We start from the raw sequence: 22,543 nt of genomic DNA on the forward strand, positions 1-22,543 counted from the left end.
GCCGCGGGTGCGAATCGCCGCGAGAACAGCCCTCTCCTTCGGGGCGGACGGACCGCCCTCCTATCCCAGGAATGATCCCAATGGCATCGAATCTGGACACCCTCGTCACCGTGTTCGGCGGCTCCGGCTTCGTCGGCCGCAACGTGGTCCGGGCGCTGGCCAAGCGCGACTATCGCATCCGCGTCGCGGTGCGACGGCCGGAGCTGGCGGGCCACCTGCAGCCGCTCGGCCGGGTCGGCCAGATTCACACCGTGCAGGCCAATCTGCGCTATCCCGATTCGGTGGCGGCGGCGCTGCGCGACAGCCATGTCGCGATCAACCTCGTCGGCATCCTGACCGAGAGCGGCGCGCAGACGTTCGACGCCGTGCAGGGCGAGGGTGCCGCCACCGTCGCCAAGGCCGCAGCGGCCGCCGGCGCGCGGATGGTGCACGTCTCGGCGATCGGCGCGGATGCCGAATCGGCCTCGAGCTACGCCCGCGCCAAGGCGGCCGGCGAGGCCGCCGTATTGGCGGCAGTGCCCGAGGCCGTGATCATGCGTCCCTCGGTCGTGTTCGGCCCCGAGGACCAGTTCACCAACCGTTTCGCCGGCCTCGCCCGCATCGCGCCGTTCCTGCCGCTGGTCGGCGGCGGCGAGACCAAGATGCAGCCGGTCTATGTCGGCGATGTCGCGACCGCGGTGGCGGATGCCGTCGACAGCAAGGCGCAGGCCGGCGCGACCTACGAGCTCGGCGGGCCGGAGGTGCTGAGCTTCCGCGAGATCCTGAAAATCATCCTCGACATCACCGACCGCAACCGCGCGCTGCTGCCGCTGCCGTTCGGGCTGGCGAAGCTGCAGGCGACGCTGCTGCAGTTCGCGCCGGGCCCGCTGAAGCTGACGCCGGACCAGGTCGAGCTGCTGCGCCACGACAACGTGGTGTCGGAGGCGGCGAAGGCCGCCGGCCTGACGCTGCAGGGCCTCGGCATCACGCCGGATTCGCTCGAGGCGATCGGCCCGCAATATCTCTGGCGCTTCCGCCCCGCCGGGCAGTTCCAGCGCAAGAATGCGTGAGAGGTCCGTAGAGCCCGTGAACCAATTGAGTTTTGGGCTCATTGATGGCGAAGATTGTGACAGCCGCAGGATGACCGTGCTGGACGGGCATTACTGCAGCGGCTGGCGGGCCGCGGCGGCACCTTTGTGCCGCTGCTTGCGGCTAGGAGGTGGCTTTTCGGAGAGCCTCGAGGTGTTGTCCTTGCAGAAGGTTGTTGGTGAACGCGTACAAGAGAATGACGGCGCGCACCTTGTCGATGCCGCGTACCGTCACTTGCCTAAGGTCCCAATTGCGCCAGCGGGCGTGAATGCATTCGCAGAGTGATCGGAGCTGATATTGGGCCTTGCCGGCTTCGCTCGCCATGCGCGCCCGCCAGGCCGCCACGCCGGATCCATCGGTGCTGCGAGGCAGATAGGGATCGACACCGCTTCTGGATTGCGGCGGCGGACAGTAGACCTCGACGTCCTGGCCATGCGCCCATTCAATGTCCTCGCCGCTGCAATATCCACCATCGACGAGATGGCGCTTGGGCAAGCGCGGCAGCTTTTTGCGCAGCCGCTCCAGCATCGGCCGCATCAGGCCGCCGTCCGATCCGTTGTTGTCGACATCGACCGCGACCACGATCATCTCGGCTGCCGCGCTGGCGACCTGCACGTTGTAGGCAGGGCGGAAGCCGGCGTCGGCCATCTTCATCCGCCGCGCCTGCGGATCGGTGGTGGAGGCCCGAGGCTCCTTCGGCTTTTTGCCGTTGCCGCCTCTGTCCTCGAGCTTCTTTCGCTTGCGCTTGATCTCCTCCAGCGCCGCCTGCGCCGCTTCCACCTTCTGCTTGCGTTCGCGCGCGGCACGCTCGCGGGCGGCCCGGATGCGCCGGTTGCTGGCTTCCGGATCGGCGTCGACCTCGCGCTTGAGCTGCTCCACCACCGCCGTCGCCTCTGCCAGCCTCTTCTCCAGCGTCGCCTCCCGCCGGAACGAGCTCGCCCCGGCATTGGCGCGGATCCGCACCCCGTCCTGGGCCAGCGTATCGAGATCGACCAGCCCGGCTCCGCTCAGTGCCGCCAGATGCTCGCTCATCAGGCGGTCGAGCACGTCGGCGCAGCCGACGCGGAAGTCCGACAGCGTGTGATAGTTCAGCGAGACGCCGCCACAGAGCCAGCGGTAGACATCGTGCGTCTCGCACAGGCGGTCCAGTGCCCGTGCGCTGCCGACCCCATCGCTCGTGGCGTAGAGCCAAAGCGCCAGCAGCAGGCGTGGCGACGGTGCCGGATGACCCGGCCGGTTCTCCCGCGCCTTGACCCTATCCTCCAATTCCCGCACATCGAGCTGCTCGACATAGGCCCAGATCATGCGGGCCGGATGATCCCTCCCGATCAGGCTGTCGATATCGACCGCTCGAAGTTCGACCTGATTGCGCACCGGCTCGCGCAGCCGAGGCGCCCCACGCGCAGCCGCCCGCCCTGTCGGAGCAGACTGGTCGGGCAGTCCCTCAAAGAGCTCGTCGTCAGCCATCATGATCTCCAGCAAATCGCTCCGCTCAGAGAATCATATTCGCACTACGGCTGGCATCAAAAGATTCACAGCCTCGTAGGGTGGGCAAAGCGAAGCGTGCCCACCATCCTGCGACGACACGCTGAGTGAAGACGGTGGGCACGGCGCTGCGCGCCTTTGCCCACCCTACGCGATAACTACCTGCCGAGCGCCAGCGCGATCAGGCCGAGGGTGCCGACGATCACGCGCCACCAGGCGAACAGCATGAAGCCGTGGCGGGTGACGTAGTCGAGGAAGACCTTCACCACGATCATCGCGGTGATGAAGGAGACGACGAAGCCGATCGCGATGAGGCCGAGGTGATCGGCCGTCATCTCGGCACGGCTCTTGTAGAAGTCGTAGACGAAGGCGCCGACCATGGTCGGGATCGCCAGGAAGAAGGAGAACTCCGCGGCCGAGCGCTTGTCGCCGCCGAGCAGCATCGCCGCCACGATGGTCGAGCCGGAGCGCGACACGCCGGGGATCATCGCCAGGCACTGCGCGACGCCGATCCACAGATACATCATCAGCGGATAGCGCGTGGCGTCGTGCTCTCGTGGCTTGAGATCGATCTGATCGACCCACAGCAGGATGGCGCCGCCGACGATCAGCGAGAAGCAGACGACCCAGGGATCGAACAGGAGCGCCTTGATGTATTTGCCGGCGATGAGGCCGATGATCACGGCGGGCAGGAAGGCGATCAGCACGCCGATGATGAAGCGGCGATCGTCGGGATTGGTGAGCGCGCCGATGGCGACGCGGTACAGCTTGAAGAAGTACAGCGCGACGATCGCGAGGATGGCGCCGAGCTGGATCAGGATCGCAAAGCTCTTCCAGAAGCCGTCCTCTCCGAGGCCGAAGAAACGCTCCGCCAGCAGCAGATGGCCGGTCGAGGAGACCGGAAGAAACTCGGTGACGCCCTCGACAATGCCGAGAAGCACCGCCCGCAGCGTATCTGACATCATTGATCGGATCCATGATTGCCGGCAAAGCGCCGCCCTTCTCGCCTATTCGGCCCGCGCCCGCAATTGCAAAAAGCGCTGCGCGCAGCCACATCCGATGAATGAACCGGAGCGCGACCGGCGAGACGAACAGGCGTGGGTGAAAAGGCACTTGACGGTGCCGGAGCACGGATCATGCGTCGTCAGTCACGGATCCGGGAACGGCGTTTCCCGCCTGTCGCCCCGTCGCCCTACTGCTTACACTTTCGCCGACCATGCGCTAATGGTCCGAATCGCAACCGCGCCGTGGTGCGCCGGTATCGAGACCATCCGCCCGCGCGATGCGAAGGTTGATCCAGCGTCGGGCGCAGCGGCCGCGGAATCGTCGAAAGGCTCCATGTACACGCTCTTCCACCATCCCTTCTGCCCGCATTCGCGTTTCGTCCGACTCGTGCTCGGCGAATACGGGCTCGATCTGCGCCTGGTGGAGGAACGCGCCTGGGAGCGCCGCGAGGCGTTCCTCGCGCTCAATCCGGCGGCGACCACGCCGGTGCTGTCGGTCGAAGGCCTGCCGCCGGTGCCCGGCGTCGGCGTCATCGCCGAGTATCTTGACGAGGCGTGCGGGCCAGCGATGGGCGACCGCCGGCTGATGCCGGCCTCGCCGGCCGAGCGCATCGAGGTGCGCCGGCTGATGGCGTGGTTCAACGACAAGTTCTTCGAGGAGGCCTCGAACCTGCTGGTCACCGAGCGCATCTACAAGCGCTTCATGAGCGAGGAGGATGGCGGCGGACCGCCGTCGACCGACGTGATTCGCGCCGCCAAGACCAATGTGCGCTATCACCTCGCCTATATCGGCTGGCTGGCGCAGCGGCGCAATTTCCTCGCCGGCGACCGCCTGACCTATGCCGACCTCGCCGCCGCCGCGCATCTGTCGGCGATCGATTATCTCGGCGACGTGCCGTGGATCGAGGACGACGCCGCGAAGGCGTGGTACGCGCGGGTCAAGTCGCGGCCGTCGTTCCGCCCGCTGCTGAGCGACTGGCTCGCCGGCGTGCCGGCATCGCGAACCTATGTGGATCTCGACTTCTGAGCGCTAACGCGCCAGAGGCCCTGAGGGCCGCACTGGCCGCCGAGGCGCAACGGCTGGGCTTCGATGCCGTCGGCATCACCGCGCCGGTCGTGAACGCTGAGCGCGCCGCGGCCTTCGAGCGCTTCATTGCGTCGGGCCAGCACGGCGACATGGACTGGCTCGCCCGCGAGCCCGCGCGGCGCACCGATCCACTGAAACTGTGGAGCGAGGTCCGCAGCGTCATCATGCTCGGCGTCAATTACGGTCCCGACGAGGATCCGCGCGCCATCCTCGACGCGCGCAGCCGCGCCGCGATCTCGGTCTATGCCCGCGGCGACGACTATCACGACGTCATCAAGAAGAACCTCAAGACGCTGGCGCGCTGGCTGGTCGCGGCCACCGGCGGCGACGTGAAGGTGTTCGTCGACACCGCGGCAGTCATGGAGAAGCCGCTGGCTGAGGCGGCACGATTGGGCTGGCAGGGCAAGCACACCAATCTCGTCTCGCGCGGCTTCGGCTCCTGGCTGTTCCTCGGCGCCATCTACACCACGCTGGAGCTGCCGGCGGATGCGCCGGAGCGGGATCATTGCGGCTCGTGCCGGGCGTGCCTCGACAGCTGTCCCACCGCGGCGTTCCCTGCCCCGTACCGGCTCGATGCGCGGCGCTGCATCTCGTATCTGACGATCGAGAACAAGGGCCCGATCCCGCGCGAGTTCCGCAAAGCCATGGGCAACCGCATCTATGGCTGCGACGACTGCCTCGCCGCCTGCCCGTGGAACAAGTTCGCGCAAGCGGGCCGGGATGCGAAGCTGGCGGCACGCGAGGCGCTGCGTGCGCCGTCGCTCGACGAGCTGGCGGCGCTCGACGACGCCGCGTTCCGCGCGCTGTTCACGAAGTCGCCGATCAAGCGCATCGGCCGCAATCGGTTCCTGAGCAACGTGCTGATCGCGATCGGCAACTCCGGCGACGCGTTGCTGGTGCCGGCGGCGGAGCGGCTCACGGCCGATCCCGATCCGCTGGTGCGGGGCGCGGCGGCATGGGCGCTGGGGCAATTGCTCGACGAGGCCGCCTTCGCGCGCCATGCCGAGTCTGCGCTGCCCGCGGAGACCGACGACCGTGTCCGCGCGGAATGGCAAACGGCGCGATGAGCCCAGCCGCGTCAGCCGATCTCGCCGACGGCGGCCAGCATCCGCGCGATGTCCTGCGGCCGCGAAAGCCGGTGGTCGCCGTCCTGGATCATGGTCAGCACCACGTCATCCGCCGGCAGCCGGTGCGTCAGCGCGAAGGCATGCTGCCAGGGCACGTCGGGGTCCCGCGCACCCTGCAGGATGCGGACGGGGCAGCCGACATTGATGGCGCCGCCGAGCAGCAGATGGTTGCGCCCGTCCTCGATCAACGCCCTGGTGATCGGATACGGTTCGCCATACTCCGACGGCCGCATCCAGACGCCCTTGGTCTCGATCTCGGTCCGGATCTCCTTCGAGAAGCCCTTCCACATCAGCTCCTCGGTGAAGTCGGGCGCGGGCGCGATCAGGACGAGGCCGGCCAGCGCGGCCTCGCCGGGCTGGTTCAGAAGCTCGCGCGCCAGCAGCAGCGCCATCCAGCCGCCCATGGAGGAGCCGATCACCACCTGCGGTCCCCGGCAGACCTCCCGGAACACGGCGACGCTCTCCTCCAGCCAGCGTCCGATGGTGCCGTCTGCGAAGCGGCCGCCGGATTCGCCATGGCCGGAATAGTCGAAGCGGACGCAGGCACGGCCGTGCTCGGCCGCCCAGGCGTCGAGGGCCAGCGCCTTGGTGCCCGTCATGTCCGAATTGAAGCCACCGAGCCAGAACAGGCCCGGCGCGGCGCCGCGGCGGGCCCGGACCGCGATCTGGCGCGACAAATCGCCCGTGCCGACGGTGATGAAGGCAGGCGGGTCGGCGGATTGTGCAGCTTGGTTCATGGATCGTTACCCGATGTCGGCTGTTGTGTGGGCGAGCCGGCCGTTCCCGTCAATCCGGTCGCTCCGAGCCTGCTGCTTGCGAAAGCAAGGCCCGCACTCTATGTCCCCAGCGGAACCACACGGCCCGGCCCCGCGCGAGCGCCGTCCTGGTCGGCTGGTCTCCTTTGGGGGAATACGCCGCCACGCCGACTGCGCGTGCGACGCAAGTGCCGCGACGGCCGGGCGGAATTTCGACGCACCGGGCCCACGCGACCTTGCCCGCAGAGGCATCTTCCTTCAAAATAGCCGCCTTCTTCCACAACCTTGGAGCACTACCCATTCGCCGCCCCAATCGAGCCCCGCCCGCTGCCGTCAAAGACGGGCCGCGCACCAATGACGAGATTCGCAATGCGCAGATCCAGCTGATCGACGCCGAAGGCACCAATCGCGGCACGGTCGAGACCGTCGTTGCGATCAAGATGGCCATGGAAGCCGGCATGGATCTGGTCGAGATTTCGCCGAACAACTCGCCTCCCGTCTGTAAGATCATGGACTACGGGAAGTACAAATATTCGGCGCAGAAGAAGGCGGCGGAAGCCCGCAAGAAGCAGAAGGTCGTCGAGATCAAGGAGATCAAGCTCCGTCCGATGATCGATGATCACGACTACGACGTGAAGATGCGCGCCATGCAGCGCTTCTTCGAGGAAGGCGACAAGGTCAAGATCACGCTCCGCTATCGCGGCCGCGAGATGGCGCACCAGGAGATCGGCACCAAGCTGCTCGACAAGGTCAAGTCCGACGTGGCGGCGTTCGCCAAGGTCGAACAGGACGCCAAGTTCGAAGGGCGGCAGGTGGTCATGGTGCTGGCGCCGCGCTAGCAGCCGGATACCGACGCGCCAAACCGGGCCCGCCACGCGATTGGCGGGCTTTTTCCTGCCGGAGGGCTACCCAGCTCGCTGAGGAAACGGCCGTCCTGATCCTGGTTCAGGCTCCAGCCACCACCACCGTCTTGCCGGATGCGCCAGAGGCGCCCGGCCGGTGTTGGGCGATCGCGGCCTGGAGCGCTTCCGGGCGGATCGGCTTGGTGACGAAATCATTCATGCCGGCGGCGAGGCAGATCTCGCGCTGCCCGACCAGCGCGTTGGCGGTCAGTGCGATGATCGGCACGTTGCGGACGGGTCCGTCGAGGGCGCGGATCCGCCGGCTCGCCGTGATGCCGTCCATTTCGGGCATCTGCATATCCATCAGGACGAGATCGTAAGCCTTGCGCTGCACCGCCTCGACCGCCTCCCTGCCGTTGCAGACGAGGTCGGCCCGATAGCCGTCCCGGGCCAGCAGCTTCGACACCAGCGACCGGATGATGTCGTTGTCCTCGGCCACCAGGATCTTCAGGTCGGACGTCTCACGCGGAATCGCCGGGACAAGCGGCGGCGACTGCACCTTGACCGGGGTTTCGCAGGGGCGGCAAACCATCGTGAACCAGAACTTGCTGCCCCGTCCCGGCTCGCTTTCGACGCCGATGTCGCCTCCCATCGCCTGGCACAGGCGCTTGCAGATGGCGAGGCCGAGCCCGCTGCCGCCATACTTGCGGGAGATCGACGAATCCGCCTGCACGAATGCATTGAACAGGCCCTTCTGCACATCGGCAGGAATGCCTGTTCCAGTGTCCAAGACCTCGATCCGCAGCTCGATCGAGTCGGGCGTGAGCACGCGGGGCTCGGCCGTGATCCGGATCGAGCCGGTCTCGGTGAACTTGATCGAATTGCCGACCAGGTTGAGCAGGATCTGGCCGAGCCGGCTCGGATCGCCGGCCAGTTGGTCCGGAATGTCCTTGCTGATGCTGGTCTCGAATTGCAGTCCCTTGCTCCGCGCCTTCGGAGCCAGCAGCAGCCGGACGGCATCGATCGAATGCCGCACGCTGAACGGGATCGATTCCGGCTCGAACTGCCCGGCCTCGAGCTTCGAGAAATCCAGGATGTTGTTGACGACGGTCAGCAGATTGCGCGCCGATTCATGCGCGACATGGGCCAGTCCGCACTGCTCCTCGTTCAGTTCGGTGCCGACGAGCAGGTCGATCATCCCCATCATGCCGGCCAATGGCGTGCGGATCTCGTGGCTCATCATCGCCAGAAAGTCCGACTTGGCCCGGCTCGCCTGCTCCGCTGCGGCAAGGCTGTTGCCGAGGCGATCGAGAGCCTCGCCCCGTTCAGCGAAGAGTTTGGCGTAGGTGCTGGTCGTCGTGATCAGAAAGAAGCCATAGCTCAGCGCCATGAAGCCCATCATCGTGTAGTTGCTGCCGGGCAACGTGAAACATCTGACGATCACGGGCCCCATGATCACCGCCACGTAGGTGACGGCCGCCGGGTAAACAGACGACAGCAGCACGCTGCCGCCGCCCGCCATGCCCACGGACGCTGCGATCAGCACCATCTCTTGTTCAGGGGGGAGCTGCCCGAACAGCCATAAGCCCAGGATCCCCCAAGGCGCGGCCATGATCGCGGCCATGACGATGTTCTTGCGCGCGGATTTCGGCTTCCTGGGCGAGCTCGGCCCGGTGGCTCGCCGGGTCCGGCGCTGCTGCGCAAACCACCGGTAGAGCAACATGATCCCGAGCGCATAGGACACGCCGGACCACAGCAGCAGCAGATTCCAATCAACGACCGCGCGAAACGAGACCAGCACGACCGTCGTGTTGACGAGCGTGCTGACGATCGACAACGGCGTGGCGCGGGCGATTGCACCGAACCGCAGACGCCGAGGCAAGGTGCCAGCTTGAACCTCTGTCCCTGCTGTCGCCGGGCTGGCGGAGGTCGATGCCGTCGGGCCGACAGCGGTGTCGATCGGTAAATGACTGCTGTTCATCTCTGGGCGCAGGTTTCGGATGTTCTCGCGATGATTGCGACGAACGTTGGGGTCCCCGGGGTAAAGCTTGGATTGACGAGCAGCGTGGTGCGCGGGAACTTTCTTACGAACGTCCTTGATTGCTTGTGAACGCGGGTTCCCCGGTACCGGACGGGACGGGCACATGCGCGGCATTCGCTCCGGAATCCGGAGAAGCGCTTCCAGTCATTGCCATGTTTGAACTTCTCTGGCATAAGCGCGGCCTTCGTCGCCCGGCTGATCAAGGGCTGCCGTGGCGATGACCCTGTGCGGGTGGATCCTCGTTTGGACCCGAAACCTGAGCACAACCAACGCTCTAACGAGCATTTTCGCCGGATGGCGCCGCTTTTGCGGGCGGCTTGCCGTTGGCATCAAGGAGAGCCAAATGCCCAAGCTGAAGACCAAATCCGGCGCTAAAAAGCGCTTCAAGGTGACTGCCACCGGCAAAGTGATGCACGCCCAGCGCGGCAAGCGCCACGGCATGATCAAGCGGACGAAGAAGCAGATCCGTCAGCTGCGCGGTACCCGCGTGCTGTTCAAGACCGACGGCGACAACGTCAAGAAATACTTCTTGCCGAACGCCTGACCGGCCTCTCGCTTCTGAAACCCCGCCGCGCCCGGCGCGGCTTTTCCGTCATCTCTGAATCCAAGGATTTCCGGCATGTCTCGCGTCAAACGCGGTGTGACCGCCCACGCCAAGCACAAGAAAGTCTTCAAGGCCGCCAAGGGCTATTACGGCCGCCGCAAGAACACGATCCGCACCGCCAAGCAGGCCGTCGAGAAGGCCGGCCAGTACGCGTTCCGCGATCGCAAGCGCAAGAAGCGCACCTTCCGCGCGCTCTGGATCCAGCGCCTGAACGCCGCCGTGCGTCCGTTCGAGCTCACCTACAGCCGATTTATCGACGGCCTGTCCAAGTCCGGCATCACCGTCGACCGCAAGGTGCTGTCGGATCTCGCGATCAACGAGCCCGCCGCGTTCGAGGCGATCGTTGTGAAGGCCAAGGCGGCGCTCGCCGCCTGATCGCCTCCGCATCGTGAGGACTTCAAAAGCGGCCGACGCTCTCGGCCGCTTTTTGCTGTCAGATCACATCACTGCTTTCGCTTGACCCTTGTCGCCGTCGCGGCGACAACCCAGCCGCCTTTGTTCCGCGGAGATTTTGACCGTGTCCGACCTCGCCTCGCTCGAAACCTCGATCCTCGACCAGATCGCCGCCGCCGGCGATGAAGCCGCGCTGGAGGCGGTGCGCGTCGCAGCCCTCGGCAAGAAGGGCTCGATCTCGGCGCTGCTCGCCACGCTCGGCAAGATGTCGCCGGACGAGCGCAAGACGCAGGGAGCGGCGATCAATCTCGCCAAGGACAAGGTCACGCAGGCGCTGACCGCGCGCCGCGACGTGCTGAAAGCCGCCGCGCTCGACGCCCGCCTCGCTGCGGAGACGATCGACGTCACCCTGCCCTTGCAGGATTCGCCGGCCGAGACCGGCCGCATCCATCCGCTCAGCCAGGTGATGGACGAGCTGACCACGATCTTCGCCGACATGGGCTTCTCGATCGCCGAAGGGCCCGACGTCGAGACCGACGACTACAACTTCACCAAGCTGAACTTCCCGGAAGGCCACCCCGCACGCGAGATGCACGACACGTTCTTCTTCAATCCGAAGGAGGACGGCTCGCGCATGCTGCTGCGGACCCACACCTCGCCGGTGCAGGTGCGCACCATGCTGACCCAGAAGCCGCCGATCCGCGTGATCTGCCCGGGCCGCACCTATCGCATCGATTCGGACGCGACCCACACGCCGCAATTCCACCAGGTCGAGGGCCTCGTCATCGACAAGGGCTCGCATCTCGGCCACCTCAAATGGATCCTGCACGAGTTCTGCAAGGCGTTCTTCGAAGTCGACCACATCAACATGAAGTTCCGGCCGTCGTTCTTCCCGTTCACCGAGCCGTCGCTCGAGGTCGACATCCAGTGCCGCCGCGACAAGGGCGAGATCCGCTTCGGCGAGGGCGAGGACTGGCTGGAGATTCTCGGCTGCGGCATGGTGCATCCGAACGTGCTGCGCGCCTGCGGCATCGATCCCGACGAGTACCAAGGCTTCGCCTGGGGCATGGGCATCGACCGCATCGCGATGCTGAAATACGGCATGAGCGATCTGCGCCAGCTGTTCGAGGGCGACGTGCGCTGGCTGGCGCATTACGGCTTCAAGCCGCTCGACCTGCCGACACTGGCGGGAGGATTGAGCACGTGAACCTCGAGATGGTCCCCGAGGCCTATCGCGGCTTGCGGTCGTTCGCGTTCGGCGACGGTCCTGAGCTTGCCGACAAGTTGCTCGACCTCGTCGTCAAGGGCATCAAGACGGCGACCTGCAGCACCGAGGACGAGCCCAACACCTCAAAGCCCGGCGAGCGCTGGATCGTTCTCGACGGTCGCGGCGGTCCGCGCTGCGTGATCGAGACCACCGAGATCAGCTATCGCCGTTTCGACGAGGTCGACGCGGCCTTCGCCTTCGAAGAGGGCGAAGGCGACCGGAGCCTGAACGACTGGCGCGAAGCGCACCGAACCTATTTCACCCGACTGGGCAGATTCAGCGACACCATGACGTTGATGTGTGAGCGCTTCCGTCTTGTCGAGGTCTTTGCCGATCGCAGGGTTGCATCATGAAATTCACACTGTCCTGGCTGAAGGATCATCTCGACACCGACGAGTCGGTGGACAAGATCGCCGAGAAGCTCACCATGATCGGTCTCGAGGTCGAGCATCTCGAGGACAAGGCGAAGCTGCTCGCGCCGTACAGAATCGCGCGCGTCGTCTCCGCCGAGCAGCATCCCAACGCCGACCGGCTGCGCGTCTGCATGGTCGACACCGGCGACGGCGGCGCGCCGGTGCAGGTGGTGTGCGGCGCGCCGAATGCGCGCGCCGGGCTGGTGTCGGTGTTCTCGCCGCCTGGCACCTACATTCCCGGCAAGAACATCACACTGTCGGTCGGCACGATCCGAGGCGTCGAGAGCCGCGGCATGCTGTGCTCGGAGGCGGAGCTCGAACTCTCAGAGAACCACGACGGCATCATGGAGCTGCCGGCGGATGCGCCGCTCGGCAAGCCCTATGCCGAGTGGGCCGGGCTCGGCGATCCCTTGTTCGAGATCAACCTGACGCCGAACCGCCAGGACTGCACCGGCGTGCACGGCATCGCGCGCGACCTCGCCGCGGCCGACATGGGTAAGCTCAAGGAGCCTGGCATCAAGCCGGTCAAGGGCGAGTTCCCCTGCCCCGTCAAGATCGTGGTCGAGGACGAGAAGCTGTGTCCCGGCTTCGCGCTGCGGCTGGTGCGCGGCGTCAAGAACGGACCGTCGCCGAAATGGCTGCAGCAGCGGCTGACCTCGATCGGCCTGCGCCCGATCAACGCGCTGGTCGACATAACCAACTACATGACTTTCGACCGGGCGCGGCCGCTGCACGTGTTCGACGCCAAGAAGGTCAAGGGCAATCTGCTCGTTCGCCGCGCCCGCGACGGCGAGACCTTGCTGGCGCTGGACGGCCGCACCTACACGCTCGACCAATCGATGTGCATCATCGCCGATGATGCCGGCGTCGAATCGCTGGCCGGCATCATGGGCGGCGAGGCCTCGGGCTGCGACGAGACCACCACCGACGTGCTGATCGAATCGGCGCTGTGGAACGAGATCAACATCGCCCAGACCGGCCGCAAGCTCGGCATCAACTCGGACGCGCGCTACCGCTTCGAGCGCGGCGTCGATCCGGCGTTCATGGTGCCGGGCCTGGAGATGGCGACGAAGCTTGTGCTCGAATTGTGCGGCGGCACGGCGTCGGACAATGTGGTCGTCGGCAGGTCGTTCGGCGATGACCGCATCATCGAGTTCCCGCTCACCGAAGTGAAGCGTCTCGCCGGCATCGAAGTGCCGTTCCCCGAGGTGCGGCGAATCCTGACCCAGCTTGGCTTCACGCTCGCCGGCAACGGCCCGGTGATGAAAGTCGCGGAGCCCTCCTGGCGCAGCGATGTCCATGGCAAGGCCGACATCGTCGAGGAGATCGTCCGCATCGTTGGCGTCGACAAGGTGCCGATGACGCCGTTCGAGCGTGGCGACGCGCCGCGCAAACCGGTGCTGACGGCACTGCAGCTGCGCACCCGCCGCGCCAAGCGCGCGCTGGCGGCCCGCGGCATGGTGGAATCCGTCACCTGGTCGTTCATCTCCAAGCCGACCGCCGAGCAGTTCGGCGGCGGCAAGCCCGAACTGGCACTCGCCAATCCGATCGCGGCCGATCTCTCCGACATGCGGCCGAGCCTGCTGCCGGGGCTGATCGCCACGGTGCAGGCCAATGCCGATCGCGGCTTCGGCGATGCCGCGATCTTCGAGGTCGGGCAGGTTTTCAAGGGCGACCGTCCTGAGGACCAGTTCGTCGCGGCCAGCGGCATCCGCCGCGGCATCGCGTCGTCGAAGGGACTCGGCCGGCATTGGACGGGATCACCAGCGGCCAACGCATTTGACGCGAAGGCCGATGCGTTCGCGGTGCTCGCTGCGGCCGGCGCGCCGATGGCCTCGCTGCAGATCGTGGCCGGTGGCCCGGCCTGGATGCATCCGGGTCGTTCCGGTACCATCCAGATGGGACCGCAGAACGTGCTCGGGCATTTCGGCGAGCTGCATCCGCGCACGCTGGAGGCGTTGAAGGCCGACGGTCCGCTGGTCGCCTTCGAGGTCATTCTCGATCGCATCCCGGCGGCCAAGGCGAAGCCGACCCGCGCCAAGCCGGTGCTGGAGCTCTCCGCCTTCCAGCCGGTGTCGCGCGACTTCGCCTTCATCGTCGACCGCAAGGTCAAGGCCGGCGACATCGTGAAGGCGGCGCAGGGCGTCGACAAGAAGCTGATCACGGATGTCACCGTGTTCGACGTCTACGAGGGCAAGGGCATCGAGGACGGCAAGAAGTCGATCGCGATCGCCGTGACCCTGCAGCCGCGCGACAAGACGATGACTGACGAGGAGATCGACGCGGTCGCGGCGAAGATCACGGCCGACGTCGCCAAGAAGACCGGCGGCACGTTGCGCGGATGAGCCTTTCCGGGCTCATCCCTGCCGATCTCAGCCTGTTCGCGACGATCGCACTGGCCATCGTCGCCTTCATCGCAGCGACCGCGCGCGGCTTCTCCGGCTTCGGTGCAGCACTGATCTTCATGCCGCTGGCCAGCAGCTTCGCGACGCCGCAGCTGGTGGCGCCCCTGCTGCTGGTGATCGACTTCGTATCGATGGCGCCGATGGTGGCGCCGGCCTGGCACGAGGCGGATCGCAAGGCCACCGCCGTGATCGTGGCCGGCGCGCTGGTCGGCGTGCCCGTAGGCACCTGGTTTCTCAGCCGCCTCGACCCCATCACTGTACGCTGGATCATCACCGGCTTCGTGACCGCGCTGCTCGCATTGCTGGTCTCCGGCTGGCGCTACCGCGGCAGGGAATACACCGTTCTGTCCGTTGCGGTCGGCGCCGTCTCCGGCTTCTGCAGCGGCCTCGCGCAGACCGGCGGTCCGCCGATCGTTGGCTATTGGCTCGGACGTCCGATCCCGTCGAAGATCGCGCGCGCCAACATCGTGCTGTTCTTCGGCGCCTCGGACTTCTTCGCGATGGTCAGCTATGCGACGAGCGGCCTGATCAGCTGGGACTCACTGAAGCTCTCGCTGTTGATCGGCCCGGTCTACGCGCTCGGCGTCGCCTTTGGCGCTTCGCTGTTTGGCCGCGCCAGCGAGCAGATGTTCCGCGCCATCTGCTACGCGCTGATTGCAATTGCCGTGATCGCCGGTCTGCCGGCTCTCGACGGGGTGCTCGGGCGGGGCTAGCCTCACGCCAACGAGACCAATCGGGAGGACACCATGATCAATCGCCGCACGATGCTCTCGCTGACGTTGGGCTCGGCCGGAGCCATCGCAGCGCCTTCGGTGTTCGCACAAGGCACGAAGACCGGCACGCGCATCGTCTTTCTCGGCACCAAGGGCGGGCCGCGCGTCGGCGTCGGCGCCTCGAACCCGGCCAACCTCGTCGTTGTCAACGGCACGCCGTTCGTGATCGATTGCGGCATGGGCGTCAGCCGCCAGCTCGTCAGTGCCGGCGTGCCGATCCCGTCGGTGAAGTACATCCTGATCAGCCACCATCATTCTGATCACAATCTGGAATACGGCAACCTCGTCTACAATGCCTGGGCGGCAGGGTTGTCGACGCCGATCCAGTCGTTCGGCCCGAAGGGGCTGGAAGAGATGACCCGCAACTTCTGGGCCACCAACAAGTTCGACGTCGACACCCGCATCGAGGACGAGGGCCGCCCCGATCCGCGGCCGCTTCTGATCGCAAAGGACATCGACGCCGATGGCGTCGTGCTGAAGACGTCCGATGTGACGGTCACGGCGTTCCGCACGCCGCACCCGCCGATCACCGACAATTTCGCCTACAAGTTCGAGACAGCCGAGGGCACGATCGTGTTCTCCAGCGATACCGCCTACAATCCAAAGCTTGCCGAGTTTGCCAAGGGCGCCGACGTGCTGGTGCACGAATGCCTGTATGTGCCCGCGGTCGACCGTCTGGTGATCAAGACCAGGAACGGCTCGACGCTCAAGAAGCACCTGCTCGAAAGCCACACGACCACCGAGGATGTCGGACGCATCGCCGCGGCCGCAGGCGTCAAGACGCTGGTGCTGAGCCATTTTGTGCCGGGCGATGATCCCGAAGTGACCGACGAGGACTGGACCCGCGACGTCAAGAAGAACTACACGGGCCGCATCGTGGTGGCGAAGGATCTGATGGAGTTAAAACTGCCGGTGTAGTCGACATAGCAGCGATTTGTTGAAACGCTTTCTTCTATCGGAGGCGAGCCCGGTGCACATGAATGCGCCCTCTCCCCTTGTGGGAGAGGGCATCGCCGGCTTATCGACACATGCGGTTGGGTGAGGGGTATCTCTCCGCAGACCATGCTCGTGGAGAGATACCCCTCACCCAACCGAGTTTGCCGCACTGTCCTACATGCCCTCTCCCACAAGGGGAGAGGGCGCATTCATGCGCACCGGAACCGTTCTCCTGCCTCGAAATGCAGCGAGCATACAGTCCCGAGGATCGGCATAGCGGCCGCCGCAAGGCGGCAGCGTGCTCACCATCCATCGGCGAACTCATCAGCAAGATGGTGGGCCCGGCGCCACGACGGTCTAGACCATGGAGACAGCGCGGCTGCGCCTTTGCCCACCATACAGGCAATGCGATCAGCTCGACTTCAATCCTCCGGCGACGCCGACCGCAGCTTGCCCCGACGCCGCGGACGCTTTTCGCTCTGCTCCGGCTCGGGATCCTTCAACGCACCGATCCGGCGCAGCGCGGCTTCGGCGGTGCGCTCGCCGGACTCCCAGGCGCCGTCGACCGTGCCCCACAGCGTTTCATGGGTGGCTTCGCCGGCGAGGAACAGCGGCCCGAGCGGCTCGCCGAGAATCTTCCGGGCGCCCTGGTTGCCAGGCGCCGCGGCCGACATCGCACCGAGCACGCCCGGTACCTGATTCCAGCGCGTCGCCGCTGACGATTTTATGGCCGCAGCGGCTTCGCTGCCGAACAGCTTGGCGATCCATTCCTTCGCGAATGCTGCCATCGCCGCCTCGCCCTGAGCTGATAGCTCGCGTCCGAAGCTGCCTGATACATCGACGGTGCACAGCGACGATCCGCCGATATTGGCGAGCAGAAGACCTGTCCGGTTCGAGTTGCTCTGCTCGATGATGACCTCGTCGCGCGACAGACCGAGCGGATTGCCCGTCAGCATCAGCGCGATGCGATCCATGCTGCCGAGGCTGAGCTTGGCCGCGGCGTCGAGCTGCCGCTTCGGCAGCTCGGGCGTGAACTTGATGGCGCCCGAGGCCAGTACGTTGGTGGACACCGTGAGAATCACGGCGCGGGTCGCAATCCGGCCCGCCGGCGTCTCGACCGCGACGTCGCGGTTGCTCCACACGATCCGTGTCGCGGGTGTCGACAGCGCCAGCGGCAGCGACTCACCGAGCTTGCTGACGAGCGTGCCGAGGCCCTGGCGGCACGCCAGCGGCGCGCTCCGATCCTGTGCGCGCGCCTTGTCCATCACCGAGAGATCGGCGAGATCCTTACTCGTCGCGCTGGCGCCGAGCACGAAAGCGGCCGTGCTGGTCCAATCGCCAAGATCCTTCGGCAAGGCGGCCGCGCAGGACGTATCGAGCTTGCCGCGCGACGCCTCGTCGATGGCGCGGTTGGCGCGGACGAGCCCGGCCAGGAATTGCTCGGTCTCCCCGGGGCGCGCATTGCGCCGGCCGACGCGGACCTTCTGGCCGACCGGCGCGGCCAGCACATCGAGGCCGGCGCCGCGGGCGAGCTTGCTGATCGGATTGCTGTCGGCATTGAGCAGCCAGCGCGCGCCGCGGTCGAACGGCACGCCGAAGGTGGCGGAGTCCGTGCTGCAGCGCCCGCCGATCTGCGCCGCCGCCTCGAGCAGGATCACCTTGCGGTTGGCCGCGACGATGCGGCGGGCGGCGGCGATCCCGGCAGCCCCCGCCCCGATCACGACGATGTCGGCCTCGCGTGGAACGGCAGCGTGTGCGGTGCGACTAAGCGCGGGCAGTGCGGCCAGCGCCGCGGACGCGGAGAGGAAGCCGCGGCGCGTGAAGCTCATGACATGGTTTCCGAAAGCTTTGAAAGCAACGCGTTCACGACAAGTTTTGGCGCATCTGCCGCCCTGCGGCAACCGGGATGGTAAACAGGCTACCATCTGGGACGCTTCGACTATGAACCAAATTGCAACCGCAATCGACCATCATGGAAGAAGGGAACACGCAGGCGGCCGGCCAAGGTCGTCCGGGGAGCGTTATGGGTATCGTGCTCGATCAGATCGGCAAGCTGCTTGCCGCGTATCTCCAGAAGGAGATACCGGGGTATGAACCGTTCACGCCCAGCGATCCAGATTACCTTCGCAAGGACATCCAGCCCGGCGACGTGCTGCTGGTCGAAGGCAACAGCCGCATCTCCGGCATCATCAAGTACCTCACGCAGTCGACCTGGTCGCACGCCGCGCTCTATGTCGGCCCGATCGACGGCGCTGTCGAGCCCGACGGCGAGCCGCACGTGCTGGTCGAGGCCTATGTCGGCGATGGCGTGATCTCGGCGCCGCTGTCGAAATACTTCGCCTATCACACCCGCGTGTGCCGTCCCGTCGGCCTCACCTTCGAGGACCGCCACACCGTCTGCCGCTACGCCATCAACCGCATCGGCTTCGGCTACGACACCAAGAACATCATCGACCTGATGCGCTTCCTGGTTCCGCTGCCGGTCCCGCAGCGTTGGCGGCGGCGCATGATCGCGCTCGGCTCCGGCGACCCGACCAAGATGATCTGCTCGGCGCTGATCGCGCAGGCGTTCGACGCGGTGCGCTATCCGATCCTGCCGAAGATCACGCGGGCGCCGTCGCGGCGGGCCAAGCGCGAGATCCTGCACATCCGCGATTCATCGCTGTACATGCCGCGCGACTTCGACATCTCGCCCTATTTCGAGATCGTCAAGCCGACCATCGTCAACGGCTTCGACTACACCACGCTTCACTGGGCTGACAAGCAGAAGCCGCTCGCGGAGGTAGCGGGCCAGTTCAGTGTGTTTCCAGGGACTATCGTTTCGCCGCCGCTCGTTCCTGAAGCGGCTGACGAAGAGGCGGCGCAGCCGGCTGCGGCTGCGGAAGTAGTCGCAGAGCTCGGCGAGCAGCTTGTCGTCAGCGAGCATTTCCTCATCGCCGAGCCGGTGCGAAAACTGCCGCCACGTCCCGCCGCCCGCCGCCGCAAGGTTGCGGTGTGAGCTACCGATAGGGGCGATGAAACCTAGCGTTCTCGCCCGTAAACAAGCGGGGCAAGTTTCCGAAGATGTATCGCAAGGTCTAACAAGGAGCGCAGTGCGCTCCCTCGCCCCGCTCTTGCGGGGAGAGGGTTGGGGTGAGGGGCAGCCGCACGGGGATTATTCGTGGTGAGACCGTACCCCCTCACCCGAGACCGTGGCTAAGAGTTCGCTGGCCAACTACGAAGATTAGCGATCCGACCGGCTGATCACGTCCATCAGCTCCGCGATCTTCTGGCGCTGATCGGCCTTGTCGCCCGCGGCGATCGCGTGCTCGACGCAATGCGCGACGTGGTCGCGCAGGATCTCCTCCTCGACGCGGCGGAGCGCCGCCCGGACGGCGGAGATCTGGGTCACGATGTCGATGCAGTAGCGGTTGTCCTCGACCATCTTGGACAGGCCCCTGACCTGCCCTTCGATCCGGCTCAAACGTTTCTGACAGGATGTCTTGATGTCGTCGCGCATGCGGCCTATATACCCCTACTGGGTATAGGTTTCAAGAGGCGAGGCTGGGCAATGTCGGAAACCGGACACGGGCATGGTGCCGCAGCAGGCACTGCTGGCGGGTGCGGCTGCGGATCGCACGTCGATGCGGCGCAAACCGGACACAAGGAAGCGACGTCAGACAGCTGTTGCAGCGATCGTGCCGAGGCCGTGCCGGCGGCGGCGGCGGGCGCGTGCTGCGGCGGTCACGACCATGCGGCATCCGAGCCCGTGAAGGTGAAGGACCCGGTCTGCGGTATGTCGGTCGACCCCGCGACCTCGAAGCACCGCTTCGAGCATGACGGCCAGACGTTTCACTTCTGCTCCGCCGGTTGCCGCACTAAGTTTGCGGCCGATCCCGCGAAGTATCTCGCGCCGGCCGCTGCAGACTCATGCTGCGGCGGCCATGACCATCATGCTCATCAGCACGATCAGGCCAAGGTCATCGATCCCGTCTGCGGCATGTCCGTCGATCCCGTGACGTCGAAGCACCGCTTCGAGCATCAGGGCGAGACCTTCCATTTCTGCTCCGCCGGCTGCCGCACCAAGTTCGCGGCCGATCCCGACAAATATCTCGGCGAGCGCGAGCCGCCGCCGGAGATGCCGGCGGGCACGATCTACACCTGCCCTATGCATCCGGAGATCCGGCAGGAAGGCCCGGGCACCTGCCCGATCTGCGGCATGGCGCTGGAGCCCGATGTCATCAGCCTCGACGATGCGCCCAATCCCGAGCTCGCCGACATGACGCGGCGGTTCTGGATCGGTGCGGTGCTCGCAGCACCCGTGGTGGTGCTGGAGATGGGCGGGCACATCGTCGGCGGCCACGGCCTGATCGATCCGGTGCTGTCGAACTGGATCCAGTTCGCGCTGGCGACGCCGGTGGTGCTGTGGGCCGGCTGGCCGTTCTTCGTGCGCGGCTGGCAATCGATCCAGACCCGTAATCTCAACATGTTCACCTTGATCGCGATGGGCACGGGCGTGGCCTATGTCTACAGCGTGATCGCGACGCTGGCGCCGCAGGCGTTTCCGCCGGCGTTCCGCGGCCATGGCGGCGCAGTGTCGGTGTATTTCGAGGCGGCCTCGGTCATCACCATCCTCGTGCTGCTCGGCCAAGTGCTGGAGCTGCGCGCGCGCGAGGCGACCTCGGGCGCGATCAAGGCGCTGTTGCAGCTCGCGCCGAAGACCGCGCGCCGGCTCGATGCCGACGGCAATGACCACGAGGTGGAGATCGCCGATCTCGCCGTCGGCGACCAGTTGCGCGTGCGGCCCGGCGAGAAGGTGCCGGTCGACGGCACCATCCTCGAAGGCCGCTCCTCGCTCGACGAATCGCTCGTCACTGGCGAATCGATGCCGGTGACCAAGGACGAAGGCGAGCGCGTCATCGCCGGCACCTTGAACCAGACCGGCAGCTTCGTGATGCGCGCCGACAAGGTCGGGCGCGAAACCTTGCTGTCGCAGATCGTGCAGATGGTCGCCGACGCGCAGCGCTCGCGCGCGCCGATCCAGCGGCTCGCCGACCAGGTCGCCGGCTGGTTCGTGCCGACGGTGATCGCCGCCGCCATCACCGCGTTCGTCGCGTGGTACGCGTTCGGCCCAGAGCCACGCTTCGCCTTCGGCCTCGTGGCCGCGGTGAGCGTGCTGATCATCGCCTGCCCCTGCGCGCTGGGGCTGGCGACGCCGATGTCGATCATGGTCGGCGTCGGCCGCGGTGCCCAGGCCGGCGTGCTGATCAAGAGCGCCGAGGCGCTGGAGCGGATGGAGAAGGTCGATACGCTGGTGGTCGACAAGACCGGCACGCTGACCGAAGGCAAGCCGAAAGTAACAAGCATCGTCACCGCTCAGGGTTTCGACGAGGCCGAGGCGCTCAGGCTCGCCGCCAGCGTCGAGCGCGCCAGCGAGCATCCGCTGGCCGAGGCGATCGTGCGTCACGCCAGCGAGCGCAAGCTCAAGCTGGCCGACGTGAAGAACTTCGACGCGCCGACCGGCAAGGGCGCGCGCGGCGAGGTCGACGGCAAGACGATCGTGCTCGGCAATGCCACCTATCTGGCCTCGCTCGGCATCATCACCGATACGCTCGGCGTCGAGAGCAAACGGTTGCGCAGCGAGGGCGCGACCGTGATCACGATGGCTGTCGATGGCAAGCCCGCCGCGTTGTTCGCGATTGCCGATCCGGTGAAGGCGTCGACACAGGACGCGCTGAAGGCGCTCGCGGCCGACGGCATCAAGGTGATCATGCTGACCGGCGACAACCGCACCACAGCCACCGCGGTCGCTCGAAAAATCGGCATCACCGAGGTCGAGGCCGAGGTGCTGCCGGAGCAGAAGAGCGCCGTCGTCGCGCGTCTACGCGCCAGCGGCAAGGTGGTCGCGATGGCCGGCGACGGCGTCAACGACGCGCCGGCGCTGGCGGCCGCCGATGTCGGCATCGCCATGGGCACCGGCACGGATGTGGCGATGGAGAGCGCCGGCGTCACGCTCTTGCAGGGCGATCTCGGCGGCATCGCGAGGGCGCGCAGGCTGTCGGCGGCCGTGATGCGCAACATCCGCCAGAACCTGTTCTTCGCGTTCATCTACAACGCGGCCGGCATCCCGATCGCGGCGGGCATTCTCTATCCGGTGTTCGGCATCCTGCTGTCGCCGATCATCGCGGCGGCGGCGATGTCGCTGTCGTCGGTGAGCGTGGTCGGGAATGCGCTGCGGCTGCGGGCGACGAGTCTGTGAGGTGACGGAAGGCCTATCCTCCGTCATTGCGAGGAGCGAAGCGACGAAGCAATCCAGAGTCCCGCACACCACCCTGGATTGCTTCGCTGCGCTCGCAATGACGGA

At 66.3% G+C, this 22,543-nt stretch carries 19 protein-coding genes; 13 read left to right on the plus strand and 6 right to left on the minus strand.

Annotated features, from left to right (window positions below; all coding sequences use genetic code 11):
• Window positions 1-80 precede the first annotated feature (80 nt).
• A complete protein-coding gene (locus ACQR07_RS22360) occupies window positions 81-1,049 on the plus strand; it encodes a complex I NDUFA9 subunit family protein (RefSeq protein WP_434904309.1) in 969 nt (322 codons plus the stop codon).
• Window positions 1,050-1,191: 142 nt separating this feature from the next.
• Here the strand turns inward: ACQR07_RS22360 and ACQR07_RS22365 are convergent, their stop codons facing one another.
• Together ACQR07_RS22365 and ACQR07_RS22370 are read right to left on the minus strand one after the other, a co-directional pair.
• Window positions 1,192-2,538 (minus strand): IS1182 family transposase, encoded by a 1,347-nt coding sequence (locus tag ACQR07_RS22365; protein ID WP_434904310.1) that lies wholly within the window; start codon window positions 2,536-2,538, stop codon window positions 1,192-1,194.
• 173 nt (window positions 2,539-2,711) lie between these two features.
• The gene (locus ACQR07_RS22370) at window positions 2,712-3,518 is read right to left on the minus strand and encodes an undecaprenyl-diphosphate phosphatase (protein WP_434904311.1); all 807 of its coding nucleotides are present in this window, start codon (window positions 3,516-3,518) and stop codon (window positions 2,712-2,714) included.
• Window positions 3,519-3,891: 373 nt separating this feature from the next.
• Between ACQR07_RS22370 and ACQR07_RS22375 the strand changes: the two genes are divergently transcribed.
• Window positions 3,892-4,584, plus strand: coding sequence for a glutathione S-transferase family protein (locus ACQR07_RS22375; RefSeq protein WP_434904312.1), 693 nt, complete (start codon window positions 3,892-3,894; stop codon window positions 4,582-4,584).
• Window positions 4,533-5,711 (plus strand): tRNA epoxyqueuosine(34) reductase QueG, encoded by a 1,179-nt coding sequence (gene queG, locus ACQR07_RS22380; RefSeq protein WP_434904391.1) that lies wholly within the window; start codon window positions 4,533-4,535, stop codon window positions 5,709-5,711. Before ACQR07_RS22375 ends, queG begins: the two co-directional genes overlap by 52 nt.
• Window positions 5,712-5,722: 11 nt before the next feature.
• On the opposite strand, the gene ACQR07_RS22385 is transcribed toward queG, so the two are convergent.
• Window positions 5,723-6,508, minus strand: a complete 786-nt coding sequence (locus tag ACQR07_RS22385) for an alpha/beta hydrolase (protein WP_434904313.1) — start codon at window positions 6,506-6,508, stop codon at window positions 5,723-5,725.
• Window positions 6,509-6,825: 317 nt separating this feature from the next.
• Between ACQR07_RS22385 and infC the strand changes: the two genes are divergently transcribed.
• Window positions 6,826-7,365: a translation initiation factor IF-3 gene (gene infC / locus ACQR07_RS22390; protein ID WP_434904392.1), complete on the plus strand. Its 540-nt coding sequence runs from the start codon at window positions 6,826-6,828 to the stop codon at window positions 7,363-7,365.
• Between the two features lie 106 nt (window positions 7,366-7,471).
• Here infC and ACQR07_RS22395 read toward each other — a convergent pair whose 3' ends face one another.
• A complete protein-coding gene (locus ACQR07_RS22395) occupies window positions 7,472-9,250 on the minus strand; it encodes a response regulator (RefSeq protein ID WP_434904314.1) in 1,779 nt (592 codons plus the stop codon).
• 502 nt (window positions 9,251-9,752) lie between these two features.
• On the opposite strand from ACQR07_RS22395, the gene rpmI reads away from it, so the two are divergent.
• The 7 genes from rpmI (at window position 9,753) to ACQR07_RS22430 (ending at window position 16,182) form a co-directional block, all read left to right on the plus strand.
• On the plus strand, window positions 9,753-9,953 hold the full coding sequence (gene rpmI / locus ACQR07_RS22400) for a 50S ribosomal protein L35 (protein ID WP_008539890.1): 201 nt from the start codon (window positions 9,753-9,755) through the stop codon (window positions 9,951-9,953).
• 75 nt (window positions 9,954-10,028) lie between these two features.
• Window positions 10,029-10,388: a 50S ribosomal protein L20 gene (rplT, locus tag ACQR07_RS22405; protein ID WP_172113603.1), complete on the plus strand. Its 360-nt coding sequence runs from the start codon at window positions 10,029-10,031 to the stop codon at window positions 10,386-10,388.
• 142 nt (window positions 10,389-10,530) lie between these two features.
• Window positions 10,531-11,613 carry a phenylalanine--tRNA ligase subunit alpha gene (gene pheS / locus ACQR07_RS22410; protein ID WP_434904315.1) on the plus strand — a complete coding sequence of 361 codons (1,083 nt, stop codon included), beginning with the start codon at window positions 10,531-10,533 and terminating at the stop codon, window positions 11,611-11,613.
• Window positions 11,610-12,026, plus strand: a complete 417-nt coding sequence (locus ACQR07_RS22415) for an ASCH domain-containing protein (protein WP_434904316.1) — start codon at window positions 11,610-11,612, stop codon at window positions 12,024-12,026. The genes pheS and ACQR07_RS22415 overlap by 4 nt, the downstream gene beginning before the upstream one ends.
• Window positions 12,023-14,431: a phenylalanine--tRNA ligase subunit beta gene (pheT, locus tag ACQR07_RS22420; RefSeq protein WP_434904317.1), complete on the plus strand. Its 2,409-nt coding sequence runs from the start codon at window positions 12,023-12,025 to the stop codon at window positions 14,429-14,431. The genes ACQR07_RS22415 and pheT overlap by 4 nt, the downstream gene beginning before the upstream one ends.
• Entirely contained in the window at window positions 14,428-15,204 is a 777-nt protein-coding gene (locus ACQR07_RS22425; RefSeq protein ID WP_434904318.1) for a sulfite exporter TauE/SafE family protein, read from the plus strand. The genes pheT and ACQR07_RS22425 overlap by 4 nt, the downstream gene beginning before the upstream one ends.
• Before the next feature lie 33 nt (window positions 15,205-15,237).
• Window positions 15,238-16,182: an MBL fold metallo-hydrolase gene (locus ACQR07_RS22430; protein ID WP_434904319.1), complete on the plus strand. Its 945-nt coding sequence runs from the start codon at window positions 15,238-15,240 to the stop codon at window positions 16,180-16,182.
• 440 nt (window positions 16,183-16,622) lie between these two features.
• On the opposite strand, the gene ACQR07_RS22435 is transcribed toward ACQR07_RS22430, so the two are convergent.
• Entirely contained in the window at window positions 16,623-18,029 is a 1,407-nt protein-coding gene (locus ACQR07_RS22435; RefSeq protein ID WP_434904320.1) for a flavin monoamine oxidase family protein, read from the minus strand.
• A 194-nt stretch (window positions 18,030-18,223) separates the two neighbouring features.
• Here ACQR07_RS22435 and ACQR07_RS22440 point away from each other — a divergent pair, with 194 nt between their 5' ends.
• Entirely contained in the window at window positions 18,224-19,198 is a 975-nt protein-coding gene (locus tag ACQR07_RS22440) for a YiiX/YebB-like N1pC/P60 family cysteine hydrolase (RefSeq protein ID WP_434904321.1), read from the plus strand.
• Between the two features lie 225 nt (window positions 19,199-19,423).
• Here the strand turns inward: ACQR07_RS22440 and ACQR07_RS22445 are convergent, their stop codons facing one another.
• On the minus strand, window positions 19,424-19,699 hold the full coding sequence (locus tag ACQR07_RS22445) for a metal-sensitive transcriptional regulator (protein WP_434869630.1): 276 nt from the start codon (window positions 19,697-19,699) through the stop codon (window positions 19,424-19,426).
• A gap of 249 nt (window positions 19,700-19,948) precedes the next feature.
• On the opposite strand from ACQR07_RS22445, the gene ACQR07_RS22450 reads away from it, so the two are divergent.
• Window positions 19,949-22,438, plus strand: a complete 2,490-nt coding sequence (locus ACQR07_RS22450; RefSeq protein WP_434904322.1) for a heavy metal translocating P-type ATPase — start codon at window positions 19,949-19,951, stop codon at window positions 22,436-22,438.
• Window positions 22,439-22,543 lie beyond the last annotated feature (105 nt).

The organism is Bradyrhizobium sp. HKCCYLS20291 (genome assembly GCF_051167715.1).
Taxonomy (GTDB): domain Bacteria; phylum Pseudomonadota; class Alphaproteobacteria; order Rhizobiales; family Xanthobacteraceae; genus Bradyrhizobium.